We start from the raw sequence: 12520 nt of genomic DNA on the forward strand, positions 1-12520 counted from the left end.
ACGTTCGAAAGGGAGCCCCCAGGGACGGGTTCACGGCGTTCCCGGAAGGGGGCCCACACCGAGACGCGGCCCGGATGGAGGGCTCCTGCCCTGCAAAACCCGCGCATAAAAAAAGCGCCCCGCAGGGCGCTTGAAGAGGTGATCGGACTCCAACGTTATTGGTTGTACAGCCACTCCCCGCGATCCAGTACCCGATTATTGATACGAATCTCGGCGATGTCGCCGGCGAACAGATTGCCCGGGTTGCCCTGCCAGCTGTTGATGCCGATGTTCCAGGGCTGGCCCGGCTCCACCAGCAGCCCCTGCTGCGGATCCACGCCGGTGCGCATGGTCAGGGAACCGTCCACGTACATTTGTACCCGCTCGCCATCGTTCACCAGAGCGATGTGGTACCAATAGTCGTTGCTCACTTCCCAGGACCAGTTGTCCTGACCCTTGCCGTTCTGCGAGGTGCTCACCCACTGGAACTCCTTCAGGGACGACACGTTCAGCCCCAGGGCGGCGTCGCTGCCGGAGCAGGCCACTTCGTGGTACTGGCAAACCTGGGTGATGCCCGGTTCGTGGTTGAGAATGCCGGACCACTGGTTCTCGTCGCGCATCCAATCGGACGGCAGGCGGACAATGGCTTCGATGGTGTATTGGGGCAGATAGCCCGGCTTGCCGGCGGCGCTGTTCTCGAAGCTCAGACCGGCCCCGCCGGTGGTCAGGTAGTAACCGCCGATGTCGTTGTTGCCGTGGAAGGTGGCGGTGCCGGTGGCGAAGCCGAACGGCGGTTTGTCATCACGGAGCTCGAAGAAATCACCCAGCTCGCCCTGCGGCTCGTTGTAGGCGACCAGCTCCAGCAGATTGCCGTTGCCGGAGGCATCCAGAAACTGCACCGAGCCGTCGGCGCGGGTGATGCGGTGGTCATCGTCGAGAATCCAGTAGGCCTGGGTGCCCTCGATGTTGCCCGGGGCGTCCGCCACGTTGCCCTGGTTGAGATCGGCGAAACGGCGCTCGAAATTCATCGGCACGCTGAATTCCCAGCGCGACAGCTCGTCCTGGGGCTGACGCTCGGCCTCCGGGATGGCGGCCACCCAGGGCGAGTAGGAGCGGAAGTCCAATTGCTGATCCGCCTCGTTGAAGGTCACCAGCTGCATCATGCCGTTGCCGCCCCAGAAGCCGGATTGATAATCCACCACCACCATCACCACGTCGCGGCCGTACTGGTTCTTGCCGATCAGGGTCGCTTCACCGTGGTTGTGGCCGCTGAGGGTCAGGAAAATCTGGTCATTGGTGCGGATCAGGTCTTCCCACAACTGTTGGCCCAGCGGGGTGAACACGGCGGTTTTGCCGTCGGAGCCGATGCCCAGCAGCTGATGGGTGGTGAGAATGGTGGGGGTGTCCGGATGCTGATCGAGCACCTCCTGCACCCAGGCCACGGTCTGAGTCGACGGCAGCCAGTCCAGGGCCAGCACCAGGTATTCACGGCCTTCCGCCTGGAACAGGTGGTAGCTGTTGAAGCCGGTCTCATCGGTGCCCTGGAAGGTGCCGAAGTTGGCCGCCTGCAGGGAGGCCGGGAAATGCTGCAGGAAAGGTTCATTGGCCAGGGTGCGCTGATCGTCCCACTGGCCGCTGTTCATCACGTCGTGGTTGCCGGCCAGCACGCTGTAGGGGGTTTCCGGATTGGCTTCCAGAATCTGCATGGCGGCGCGCGCTTCCACCCATTCCTCAGGCACGCCGGGACGGTCCACCACATCCCCCAGATGCACGGTGAACTTGATGTTCTCGTCCTGATAATGGTCGGCGATCCATTGCGTTTGAACGGTATAACGCTCCGGGGAATAGCGGGAATATTTCTGGGTATCCGGCAGCACCGCCAGGGTGAAGGCATTGGCGTCGCCGTTGCCCCCGTCCGGCGGCGGCGCCGCGGCGTTGTCATTGGAATCGCTGTCGCCGCCGCAGGCGGTGAGAAACAGGCACAAAAAAATCATCAGCCAGGTGGCGGGCCACCGGGCCGTGGAAGTAATGGTCATGGTCGATCTCCCGAGTAAGGACACTAAACGCGAGCGTCAGGGTGCCGACTCGGGATGAAAGCGGGATGGCAGGCAAATGGCAGAAAAACGAAGGCGGGCTGAAACGTGATCCCGAACACGGCGGGTCACGATCAACGGCCCGGCGCCATGAAAAAGGGCCGGTAGCACCGGCCCTCGGGGAAACGCCCATCACCGTTGGAATCAGGCGGTTTTGCGCTCCGGCTGCGGGTCCAGGCTCTTCTTGTAGAGCGAGCGCTTGGGCTTGGCCATCACCCGGCGCAGCATCGGCTCGAAGAACGACAGCGGCAGGGTTTCCTGTTCCGGGTCGAAGGCGGCGGCGTCGTACTTGGCGCAGAATTCCTCGGTGCGATCGAAGCAGGGGTGGTCGCGGAACTGCTCGCGCAGGTCGCGATCCAGGCCCAGGTGATCAAAGAAGTAGTAGCCCTGGAAGATTGCATGATGCTTCACCATCCAGTGGTTTTCCTCGCTGACGAAGGGCTCCAGCAGGCTGGCGGCCACGTCGGCGTGGTTGTACGGGCCCAGGGTGTCGCCGATGTCGTGCAGCAGGGCGCACACCACGTATTCCTCGTCGCGGCCGTCACGGTGGGCCAGGGTGGCGGTTTGCAGGCAATGGGTGAGACGGTCCACCGGGAAGCCGCCGCAGTCGCCTTCCAGCAGGCGCAGATGATCGATGACGCGGTCGGGCAGTTCGCGGGCGAAGCCGCCGAACGCCTGGGAAATGATTTGCCAGTCCTCGGCGGTGCCCTCTTCCATGTGTTTGAACTGGGCGCGGGGTTCGTGCTCGTGCATGATGCTCTCCTGGCTTGAGGGCCGATCCCCGGAGTGGGAAACCGGCCTCTGGCTCTTTTATTCCGCTATGCCGGCAGTCTAGAACCGGCCGGCCCGCCAGACTGTCAACGGTTTGACACTTACCGGGGCACGCCATGTCCGAAGATCGATCCGCAGATCGGCCCGACCCCAGGTCGGCGCACAACCTGGAGGTTCTGCGCGGCTGCTCGCTGCTCTCCGGCCTGCCGGACGAGGCCCTGCGCGAGGCCGCCGCCCTGGCGCGGGCGCGCCCGTTCCGCGCCAATGAGGTGCTGTACGCCCGCGGCGAGGTGCAGTCGGCCTTGTCGGTGGTGGGCGCCGGCAGCGTGCGCATCAGCTCCACCAGCAGTGATGGTCGCGAGATCATGCTGACCCTGTTCGAGCCCGGCGCCTGGTTCGGCGATACCGTGTTCTCGCCGGGCATGCCGAGGGTGTTCGGCGCCACCGCCCACAGCGACGGCGAGCTGGTGGAGGTGCCCGGCCAGGCCTACCGGGACCTGCTGGCCCGCTACCCGCAGGCCTACCCGCGCACCCTGGACATGCTCAGCCGGCGCCTGTGGTCGGCGATTTCCATTATCGAGGACAACGGTCTGCGCGACATGCCCGGCCGGGTGGGCCGGCGCCTGCTGTTTCTGGCGCAGATGCACGAGCACGACGGCCAGGTGGGCGATGCCAACGGCCCGGTGACGTTCAAACTCACCCGCGAACACATCGCCAACATGATGGGCATGACCCGCCAGGGCGTGCACCGGGTGCTCAAGGTCCTGGAAGGGGAAGGCCTGATCGCCTTCAGCTATGGCCGGGTGACGGTGCCGGACCGGGAGGCCCTGCGCCGCTATCTGGAGGAATCGACGCAAAAATAGCACGCATGTGCCAGCATTCCACCCGATGGGACGTAATGGCACTTTAATATTAGTTTTGTGACACACTTAAAGACATTCACCTGACCATCAGGTAACACTTGGTAATCTTCTGTTTCTCAACGATACCGAGTGTTCCACCATGACCGACCTGCCGTTTTCCCTCGCCCCGCTGGCGCTGCCGACCCTGCCGGATCTCTCCGGGTTGCTGGCGGTGCCGCTGGTGCTGTTCGGCATGGTGGCGCTGTTGCTGTGGAGCGGTCGGATCCGGCAGAAGGTGCTGGTCAACGTGCTGGCACTGGGGGTGATGCTGCCGATGGTGCAGCTGTGCATGGTGACGCTGGGGGTGCAGTGGCTGGGGCGGGAGCTGCAGCCGGCGCTGCTGGGAATGCTCCCGCCCTGGATCGGATAGCGGCCTATTCCGCCACGGCGGAATGGATAAAGCGCCAGTCGTCCACCGGCTGGCCGAGCACCAGGAAGTGCGGGTTGAGAATGTCTTCCTTGTTGTAGACCAGCGGTTCGAAGTCGGTGTTGACCACATGGCCGCCGGCGGCGTTGACCACGGCGTGGGCGGCGGCGGTGTCCCACTCGCTGGTGGGGGCCAGGCGCGGGTACAGGTCCGCCTTGCCCTCGGCCACCAGGCACAGCTTCAGCGATGAGCCCATGGAGGTCTTGTCCACGGTGCCCAATCGTTGCGCGATCAGCGCTTCCAGCACATCCATGCGCGGGCTGCCGCCGTGGCTGCGGCTGGCCACCAGAATCACCGGCGCGTGCCGCGCCCGGCAGTGAATGCCCACCCGCTCGCCGTTTTCCTGCTTGAAGGCGCCCAGGCCTTCGCCACCCAGATAGGCCACGCCGGTGACCGGCACATGGACCACGCCGAGCACCGGCCGCCCGTCTTCCACCAGCGCGATGTTGACGGTGAACTCGCCGTTACGCTTGATGAATTCCTTGGTGCCGTCCAGCGGGTCCACCAGCCAGAAGCGCCGCCAGTCCTTGCGGTCGGCGAAGTCGATGCCGCCGGATTCCTCGGAGAACACCGGAATGTCCGGGGTCAGATCGGCCAGGCCGGCGACGATCAGTTCGTGGGCGGCGCGGTCGGCGGCGGTGATCGGACTGTCGTCGTCCTTGCGGTCCACGTTGACGTCGCCGCGATCGTAAATCTCGAGAATGGCGTCGGCGGCGTCGGCGGCGATGCGGGCCACCGGCTCCAGCAGGGCGTGCAGATCGGTCATGGGGGCTTCCATCAGAAGGGGTTCATCAGCGGTTGTTCATCGATTGTCGAGCAGGCGCTGGGTCATCAGCAGAGCGGCGATCACGCGTGCCTCGGTGAGGTCGTCCCGGTCCAGCAGGCGGTCCAGATCGGACAGTTTCCAGGGGATCACTTCCAGGGGTTCGGGCTCATCGCCGGGCAGCCGCTCCTCGTACAGGTCCTCGGCCAGGATCACCCGGATATGGTGGCCCATGTAGCCCGGCGACAGGGTCATGCGCTTGAGCAGCGTCAGCTTGCCGGCGCCGTAGCCGGCCTCTTCCTTGAGTTCCCGGTTGGCGGCCTCGCGCCAGTCCTCGCCGTGCTCCACGGCGCCCTTGGGCAGGGTCAGCTGGTAGTCCTCCACGCCGGCGCCGTACTCGCGAATCAGCACCACCGTGTCCCGGTCCAGCATCGGCACGCACATGACGCCGGCGATCGGCGGCGTGCGCAGGCGCTCGTAGGTGCGCTCCACGCCGTTGCTGAAGCGCAGGTGCATCTCCTCGATGCCGAACAGCCGGCTTTTGGCGATCAGCCGGGTGTCGATGATTTCCGGTTTGCGGTCGTCCATGGGCGCTCCTGGCAATGGAGCCCAAGCCTAACCGCATCCCGGAAAGAACCCAAGCCGCCGGCGCGTCAGGACGTTACGGTCTCCCGGGCTTTCTCCCAGTGGTATTTGCCGGCGTCCACCTGGCGGGTCTTGAGCCAGTAGCGCCAGGTGGCGTACGGCCAGATCGCCACGTTCTTGCCGTCCGCCTGCTGGTACCAGCTGCTGCAGCCGCCCTGCTGCCAGACGGTGCCGGCCACGGCGCGCTGCAGTTTCTCGTTGAACACGTCCATTTCCGAGCGCTTCACGTCCAGGCAGTCCACGCCCCGGGCGTCCACCTGCTGGATGGCATCGACGATGTAGCGGGCCTGGCACTCGATCATGAAGACGATGGAATTGTGCCCCAGGCCGGTGTTCGGACCGACCATCTGGAACAGGTTCGGGTAGCCGGCCACGGTGACGCCCAGGTAGGCCTCGGAGGCGTCCTTCCAGTCCTCCTGGAGGGTGCGGCCGCCGCGCCCGACGATGGGGAAGCCCTGCATGTAGATGCGCGGGTCCACCACGAAGCCGGTGCCCAACACCAGGCAGTCCATGTCCCGCTCGCTGCCGTCGCTGAACACGATGCTGTGCTCGCGCACCTCCTTCACCCCTTCGGTGACCAGTTCCACGTTGTCCCGGTTGAAGGTGGGGTAGTAGCGGTTGGAGATCATGATGCGCTTGCAGCCCAGCGTGTAGCTGGGGGTGAGGCGGCGGGCGGTGTCCTTGTCCTTCACCTGGAAGCGGATGAACTGCTTGACCGCCTTTTCCAGCAGCGAGGCCAGACGCGGGTGGAAGATCGGCAGCACCCGGGACTCGTTGCTCCAGTAGAGCCGCGCCCGGTGCAGCTTGCGCAGCGCCGGGAAGCGGCGGAACAGGGTTTTGCTGAGCGCGCTGTAACGGCGCTCGTCGCGGGGGATGATCCAGCCCGGGGTACGCTGCACCACGGTGAGCCGCTCCACCTGCGGCGCGATTTGCGGCACGTACTGAATGGCGCTGGCGCCGGTACCCACGGACACCACCTTCTTGCCGGTCAGGTCGTAGTCGTGGTCCCACTGGGAGGAGTGGAACACCTTGCCCTGGAACCGCTCCAGGCCCGGGAATTTCGGAATCTGCGGCACGTGCAGCGGGCCGCTGGCCAGCACCCAGTGCTGGCACTCCACCTGGTCGCCGTCGTCCAGGTCCAGGGTCCAGCGGGCGCGGGCCTCGTCAAAGCGGGCGCCGGTGACCCGGGCGTGGAAGCGGGTGCGGGCATGGATATCGTGCTTGCGGGCGGTGGCCAGGATGTAATCCTGGATTTCCCGCCAGCCGCTGTAGCGGGCGGACCAGTCCGGGTTGCCCTCGAAGGAAAAGGAATACAGGTGCGATTGCACATCGCAGGCGCAGCCCGGGTAGGTGTTTTCCCGCCAGGTGCCGCCCAGCTCGCCGGCCTTCTCCAGCACCACGAAATCCTCGATGCCGGCCTCGCGCAGTTTGATGGCCATGCACAGGCCACCGAAACCGCCGCCGACAATGGCGACCTTCACGGCCCGGTTCCGCGGGTTCACTCGACTGTTCATATTGTTCTCCCTTTGGCGACGCCTTTTCGATGGGCCTACCCTAACCGGGTCGGGCCGGGAAGAAAGCTGCTAAGCTGACCCGAAAATTGATCATTCCGGCCAAAGCCATGTCGCAACGCTCGATCCTTGCCTTGATGTACACCGTGGATCTGCTCCGCCAGCGCGGGGTGGACTGCGATGCGGTGCTGGCCCGCCACGGGCTGGACCCGGCGCGGCTGGACCCCAACGGCGAGATCGAGCGTGACCGGGAGCTGGCGGTGCTGACGGCCCTGCTGCCCCTGGCCGGGGACCCGGCGTTCGGCTTCGAGATGGGGCAGCGCTTCGGCCTGGCCGGCTACGGGCCGCTGACCATGCTGCTGATGACCAGCCGCTCCGCCTTCGAAGGGTTTCAGTTGGGGGTGCGCTACCAGGCGCTGACCTATCTGTACGGAGAGTTGTCGCTGGTGCCCGGCGAGCAGGACACCGCGCTGATCCTCAAGCCCATCGCCCTGCCGCCAACCGTGCGGCGCATTCTGATCGACCGGGACATGACCGGCACCTTCCGGCTGGTCAACGACCTGCAGACCCAGTTGGGGCTGGACCTGGCGCCCCGGGAAGTGTGGCTGCCCTATCCGCGCCCCCGGGAAACCGGATTCTACGAGGCGTACTTTCGCTGCCCGGTGAAGTTCGACCAGCCCTGGGCCCAGGCCAGCATCCGCAACCGAGATCTGGCCACGCCGCTGCCGTTCCATAATCAGGCCGCCCAGGACCTGTACCGCTCCCAGTGCGATACCCTGCTGGCCCGCCGAAGCGGCGCGGCGGAGGGCCTGGCGGAGCGGGTGGTGGCCTATCTGGATCTGTTTCTGGGGGATTTCCCGGACGCCGCCCGCGCCGCCGCCACCTTCGATCTGCCGGAGCGCAGCTTCCGCCGCCGTCTCGGCGAGGAAGGCCGCAGCTATCAGACCCTTCTTGATGAAGTGCGCCTGCGCAAGGCCCGCGCCCTGCTGGCGGATTCCTCGCTGAGCATGGAGCGGATCGCCGGCCGGCTCGGCTACAGCGAGCCGGCGGCCTTTATCCGCGCGTTCCGGCGCTGGACCGGGCTGACCCCGGCGAAGTACAGGAAGACGATGCAGGACGAAGAATAAGGCCGCGCGGCGGCCTTCTTATTGTTCTCCGCGAATGCGCTGCACGATGTGAGTGGTGGAAATGTTCTCGGCGAAGTCGAGCACTTCCACGCGGCCGCCGTAGGCCTGCACGATGGGCGCGCCCACCACCTGGTCCACGGTGTAGTCGCCGCCTTTCACCAGCACGTCCGGCTTGATCTTCTCCAGCAGCGGCTCCGGCGTGTCGGTGTCGAAGGCCACCACGTAGTCCACCGCCTCCAGGGCCGCCAGCACCGCCATGCGCCGCTCCAGCGGATTGATCGGCCGGCCCGGGCCTTTCAGCCGCTTCACGGATTCATCGCTGTTGACCGCCAGCACCAGCCGGTCGCCCAGGCGGCGGGCGGAATCCAGGTAGCCCACATGGCCGGCGTGGATGATGTCGAAGCAGCCGTTGGTGAACACGATGGTCTCGCCCTGGGCGCGGGCGTCCTCGATGGCCAGCAGCAGCTGTTCCTCGGTCATGGCGCCACGGCCCGGGCCGCCGGTCTGATGCACCGCCCGGCGCAGTTCCGGGGCGCTGACCACGGCGGTGCCCAGCTTGCCGACCACGATGCCGGCGGCGATATTGGCCAGCGCCACGGCGTCTTCCAGGGTGGCGCCGGCGGCCAGGGCCACCGCGAGCGTGGAAATGACCGTGTCGCCGGCGCCGGTGACATCGAACACCTCACGGGCATGGGTGGGCAGGTGGCGTTCCGGCTGGCCGGCGCGCAGCAGGGTCATGCCGCGCTCGCTGCGGGTCACCAGCAGCGCCTCCAGGTCCAGCTCCGCCATCAGCGCCTGGCCTTTCTCCGCCAGGGTCTTCTCGTCGGGCACCGGGCCCACCACCGCCTCGAACTCGGACAAGTTGGGGGTCAGCAGGGTGGCGCCCCGGTAGCGCTCGAAGTCGCTGCCCTTGGGATCCACCAGCACCGGCACGCCGGCCTCCCGGGCCAGCCGGATCAGCCCCGGGCAGTCACGCAGAGCCCCCTTGGCGTAATCGGACAGCACCAGGGCGCCGCAGCCGGCCAGCCGGGCCCGCACTTTGTCGGCGAACGGCGCCGGGTCCTGGTCCTGGAACGACTCCTCGAAGTCCAGCCGCAGCAGCTGTTGCTGGCGGCTCACCACCCGCAGTTTGGTGATGGTGGGCAGCCCGGCCACCTTCTGGAAGTCGCAGGCCACATCGGCGGCGCCCAGCCGCTCCTCCAGGATGCCCGCCGCCTCATCCTCGCCGGTGACGCCCACCAGCTCGGCGCGGGCGCCCAGGGCGGCCATGTTCAGGGCCACGTTGGCGGCGCCGCCGGGACGGTCCTCCAGATCGGTGACGCGCACCACCGGCACCGGCGCTTCCGGGGAAATGCGGCCGGTGGGGCCGTGCCAGTAGCGGTCGAGCATGACGTCGCCCGCCACCAGCACCCGGGCCTGGCCGAACGGGGGAATCTCCAGGTTGGGCATCGCCCTACTCCATCTAGTGTGCTGACAGCCGCGAAGTGTAGCATAGCGGTGGATGCCGGCAGCCGGGCTGAGTACACTTTGCCGCTCGCCGGGGCGGCCACGCCCGCCCGACCGGCACCCATGGGCAACGGGACGGAACTCTATGACGGCATTGCGCCACAACGCGCAACAGGGCAGATGGTTGAGACTGTGGCTGACGGTCTCCTTCGCGGTGATGTTCACCGGCCCGTTCCTGTTTCATTCGCGGGTGGCGCTGCTGAACGTGGTGGACGTGCTGTTCTTCGTGCCCTCCCTGACCCTGTTGACCCGCGCCCTGGTCAGCGGCGACCGCCAGTTGCTGCTGGATCTCTGGCTGGTGCCGCTGTACGCCTTCCTGGGCTGGACCCTGCTGACCATGGGCTGGGCCGAGGACGTGAACAGCTCGCGCACGGTGCGCGCGGTGGTGCAGATCGTGATTCTGGTGGGCATGCTGCGCTGGCTGCATCTTTATTACCGCCACACCCTGAAGCTGGCGCTGGCCAACGGCGCCATGACCGCCATGGTGGTGCTGGCGGTGATCATGGTCAGCTATTACACCATCCAGCCCCTGGACAGCCCCCTGTTCAGCCAGCCCGCCAGCCTGATCTTCAACCTGCCCCAGCCCGGCCCGCTGATCGGCACCATGGCCCTGGTGGCGCCCACCTTCATTCTGCTGGCCCAGGCCCTGGAAGAAGGCTTCACGCCCAAGGGCGCCCGCCGTGGCGCCGGTGCCCTGGTGGGCTTCACCTTTCTGGTGGCGGTGCAGCCGCACACCGGCCTGATGCTGTTGGTGATGGCGCTGGCCTGGGTGTTGCTGCGCCACGGGCAGCGGCTGCTGGCCGCCCTGGCCGGCGCGGTGGCGCTGTACATGGCGCTGGACTTCGAGGTGCTGCGCCAGGCCCAGCTGTATTTCAGCCACCCGCTGTTCGGCAACGGCTTCAGCCAGGAAAGTGGCGATTCCCTGCTGGAGGGCATTCCCGACGGCCTGCGCGTGCTGCCGCATCCCAATAACGTGCTGCTGGCGGTGGTGCACAGCACCGGCCTGATCGGCCTGCTGCTGTTTCTGGCCGCCTGGGCGGTGCCCGCCTGGAACCTGCCGGACAACGACCAGAAGCACCGCGAGGGCGCGGTGTTCCTGGTCAGCGTGCTGCCCGGCCTGCTCACCATGCTCAGCGCCGGCGCCTACACGCTGGTGCCCTTCCACCCCAGCTGGATGTGCCTGTGGCTGCCCCTGGCCCTGATGCTGGCCAGCCTGAGTACCCGGGAAAGCCGGCCCGCGCTCAAGCAGGGCTAGGGACAGCATGGGTAAGCGCCGCAACCGCCCCACCGACCCCAGGGACCCGCGCCTGTGGCCCACCCGGGTCGGGCTGGCGCTGTTCTGGCTGATCGGCCAGTTGCCCTGGGACGGGCTGCTGGCCGCCGGGCGCGGCCTGGGCCGGCTGGCCTGGTATCTGGCGCCGGCGCGGCGTCGGGTCACCCTGACCAACCTGAAGCTGTGCTTCCCGGAGCTGTCCGAGGCCGAGCGGGAAGCGCTGGCGCGGCGGGTGCTGATGAGCACCGGCGAGGCGATCCTGGAAATGGCCGGCGCCTTCCATAACCGCCGCATCGATCTGGGCCGGCGCCTGACCGTGTCCGGCCTGGAACATCTGGAAGCGGCCCGCGAGCGCGGCCAGGGCGTGCTGCTACTGGGCATGCATTTCAATTCCATCGACGTGGGCAGCCGCCTGCTGGGCAAATTCTTCCGCTTCAGCGTGGTCTACCGGCCCAACGACAACCCGCTGCTGGACAAACTGATCAGTGAAGGCCGGGGCACCTGGGTCAACCACTCCGTGGACCGCAACGACCTGCGCCAGACCGTGCGCCTGCTGCGCCGGGGCGAGGTGGTGTGGTACGCGCCGGACCAGGACTACGGCACCCGGCACGCGGTGTTCGTGCCCTTCTTCGGGGTGCCGGCGGCCACCATCACCGCCACCAGCCGGATCGCCAGGATGGGCAAGGCGGCGGTGATCCCGTGCGCGCACTACCGGCTGCCCGGCGGGCGCTATGAAATCGAGTTCGGCGCGCCGCTGGAGGATTTTCCCGGCGACGACGAGCAGGCGGACACCGCGCGCATCAACCGCACCGTGGAACACTATGTCCGCAAGCACCCGGAGCAGTATCTGTGGGTGCACAAACGCTTCAAACACCAGCCTCCGGGCCAGCCCAACCCTTACCGCTAAGACCCTCTGGAGCCGCCAGGATGCAAAGCCCCGCCCCGCCCGCCGCCACACCGCGCCACGACCGCCTGCTCACCGCCTGGCTCGGCCTGTCCATGGCGCTCATGTTCTGCGGGCTACTGGTGTTTCCCTCGCGCACCAGCCTGATGAATGCCCTGGACGCGGTGTTCTTTCTGCCGGCGCTGATCGTGGTGCTGGTGGCCGCCCGCCACCGCCCCCTGGAACTGGTGACGCGCTGGCCGTTGCTGTGGATCTTCCTGCTCTACGCCACCCTCTCCACCTACTATTCGCCCAGCCCCAACCCCAGCCGCTTCCTGCGCGCCATGATCGAGCTGTTCGTGCTGTTCAGCGCCTTTGAACTGTTCGTGCGGCGCTGGCCGGGGGCCTTCTGGCGGGCCCTGCTGATCGGCACCGCCGCCGCCGCCGTGGCCGCGGCGGTGGATTTCTACGCCTATTACTTCATCGTCGGGCGGCCGTTCGACAATCAGCTGTACGGCGTGTTCGAGCGCTTCGAGATCACCCCCTGGCTGGTGCTCGACACCAACCAGCTGTACGCCAGCATGTACTGCATCACCCTGCCCTTCTTCGCCTTTTTCGCCTCCCGCCAGCTGCCGCCGGC

At 66.8% G+C, this 12520-nt stretch carries 12 protein-coding genes; 6 read left to right on the plus strand and 6 right to left on the minus strand.

What is annotated here, in order from left to right; translation table 11 throughout:
* Positions 1-155: 155 nt before the first annotated feature.
* Complete coding sequence (locus tag IM760_RS18485; protein ID WP_204431701.1) at positions 156-2015, minus strand: LamG-like jellyroll fold domain-containing protein; 1860 nt, start codon at positions 2013-2015, stop codon at positions 156-158.
* 201 nt (positions 2016-2216) lie between these two features.
* Complete coding sequence (locus IM760_RS18490) at positions 2217-2825, minus strand: HD domain-containing protein (RefSeq protein WP_204431702.1); 609 nt, start codon at positions 2823-2825, stop codon at positions 2217-2219.
* A gap of 134 nt (positions 2826-2959) precedes the next feature.
* Between IM760_RS18490 and IM760_RS18495 the strand changes: the two genes are divergently transcribed.
* Entirely contained in the window at positions 2960-3706 is a 747-nt protein-coding gene (locus IM760_RS18495; protein ID WP_204431703.1) for a Crp/Fnr family transcriptional regulator, read from the plus strand.
* Positions 3707-3845: 139 nt separating this feature from the next.
* Positions 3846-4115: a hypothetical protein gene (locus IM760_RS18500; protein WP_204431704.1), complete on the plus strand. Its 270-nt coding sequence runs from the start codon at positions 3846-3848 to the stop codon at positions 4113-4115.
* 4 nt (positions 4116-4119) lie between these two features.
* Here the strand turns inward: IM760_RS18500 and cysQ are convergent, their stop codons facing one another.
* The 3 genes from cysQ to IM760_RS18515 form a co-directional block, all read right to left on the minus strand.
* Complete coding sequence (cysQ, locus tag IM760_RS18505; protein WP_204431705.1) at positions 4120-4938, minus strand: 3'(2'),5'-bisphosphate nucleotidase CysQ; 819 nt, start codon at positions 4936-4938, stop codon at positions 4120-4122.
* A 36-nt stretch (positions 4939-4974) separates the two neighbouring features.
* Positions 4975-5523 (minus strand): ADP compounds hydrolase NudE, encoded by a 549-nt coding sequence (gene nudE, locus IM760_RS18510; protein ID WP_204431706.1) that lies wholly within the window; start codon positions 5521-5523, stop codon positions 4975-4977.
* 65 nt (positions 5524-5588) lie between these two features.
* The gene (locus IM760_RS18515; RefSeq protein WP_204431707.1) at positions 5589-7094 is read right to left on the minus strand and encodes a flavin-containing monooxygenase; all 1506 of its coding nucleotides are present in this window, start codon (positions 7092-7094) and stop codon (positions 5589-5591) included.
* Positions 7095-7201: 107 nt separating this feature from the next.
* Here IM760_RS18515 and IM760_RS18520 point away from each other — a divergent pair, with 107 nt between their 5' ends.
* Positions 7202-8218 carry an AraC family transcriptional regulator gene (locus IM760_RS18520; protein ID WP_204431708.1) on the plus strand — a complete coding sequence of 339 codons (1017 nt, stop codon included), beginning with the start codon at positions 7202-7204 and terminating at the stop codon, positions 8216-8218.
* Between the two features lie 18 nt (positions 8219-8236).
* Here the strand turns inward: IM760_RS18520 and hldE are convergent, their stop codons facing one another.
* Positions 8237-9667 carry a bifunctional D-glycero-beta-D-manno-heptose-7-phosphate kinase/D-glycero-beta-D-manno-heptose 1-phosphate adenylyltransferase HldE gene (gene hldE / locus IM760_RS18525; protein ID WP_204431709.1) on the minus strand — a complete coding sequence of 477 codons (1431 nt, stop codon included), beginning with the start codon at positions 9665-9667 and terminating at the stop codon, positions 8237-8239.
* Between the two features lie 142 nt (positions 9668-9809).
* On the opposite strand from hldE, the gene IM760_RS18530 reads away from it, so the two are divergent.
* From IM760_RS18530 to IM760_RS18540, 3 genes are all read left to right on the plus strand, one after another.
* A complete protein-coding gene (locus IM760_RS18530; protein WP_204431710.1) occupies positions 9810-10979 on the plus strand; it encodes a hypothetical protein in 1170 nt (389 codons plus the stop codon).
* A gap of 7 nt (positions 10980-10986) precedes the next feature.
* The gene (gene lpxL, locus IM760_RS18535) at positions 10987-11904 is read left to right on the plus strand and encodes an LpxL/LpxP family Kdo(2)-lipid IV(A) lauroyl/palmitoleoyl acyltransferase (RefSeq protein WP_204431711.1); all 918 of its coding nucleotides are present in this window, start codon (positions 10987-10989) and stop codon (positions 11902-11904) included.
* Between the two features lie 20 nt (positions 11905-11924).
* Positions 11925-12520 (plus strand): hypothetical protein (locus tag IM760_RS18540; RefSeq protein ID WP_204431712.1); only part of this gene is annotated, 596 nt, incomplete at its 3' end.

The sequence above is a fragment of the Alloalcanivorax marinus genome (assembly GCF_016906305.1).
GTDB classification, from domain to species: domain Bacteria; phylum Pseudomonadota; class Gammaproteobacteria; order Pseudomonadales; family Alcanivoracaceae; genus Alloalcanivorax; species Alloalcanivorax marinus.

Coding starts and splice junctions, on each gene's coding strand:
- hldE (WP_204431709.1), bottom strand. CDS start 9,667: ATGCCCAACCTGGAGATTCCCCCGTTCGGCCAGGCCCGGGTGCTGGTG.
- cysQ (WP_204431705.1), bottom strand. CDS start 4,938: ATGACCGATCTGCACGCCCTGCTGGAGCCGGTGGCCCGCATCGCCGCC.
- IM760_RS18500 (WP_204431704.1), top strand. CDS start 3,846: ATGACCGACCTGCCGTTTTCCCTCGCCCCGCTGGCGCTGCCGACCCTG.
- lpxL (WP_204431711.1), top strand. CDS start 10,987: ATGGGTAAGCGCCGCAACCGCCCCACCGACCCCAGGGACCCGCGCCTG.
- IM760_RS18530 (WP_204431710.1), top strand. CDS start 9,810: ATGACGGCATTGCGCCACAACGCGCAACAGGGCAGATGGTTGAGACTG.
- IM760_RS18485 (WP_204431701.1), bottom strand. CDS start 2,015: ATGACCATTACTTCCACGGCCCGGTGGCCCGCCACCTGGCTGATGATT.
- IM760_RS18520 (WP_204431708.1), top strand. CDS start 7,202: ATGTCGCAACGCTCGATCCTTGCCTTGATGTACACCGTGGATCTGCTC.
- IM760_RS18490 (WP_204431702.1), bottom strand. CDS start 2,825: ATGCACGAGCACGAACCCCGCGCCCAGTTCAAACACATGGAAGAGGGC.
- IM760_RS18495 (WP_204431703.1), top strand. CDS start 2,960: ATGTCCGAAGATCGATCCGCAGATCGGCCCGACCCCAGGTCGGCGCAC.
- nudE (WP_204431706.1), bottom strand. CDS start 5,523: ATGGACGACCGCAAACCGGAAATCATCGACACCCGGCTGATCGCCAAA.
- IM760_RS18515 (WP_204431707.1), bottom strand. CDS start 7,094: ATGAACAGTCGAGTGAACCCGCGGAACCGGGCCGTGAAGGTCGCCATT.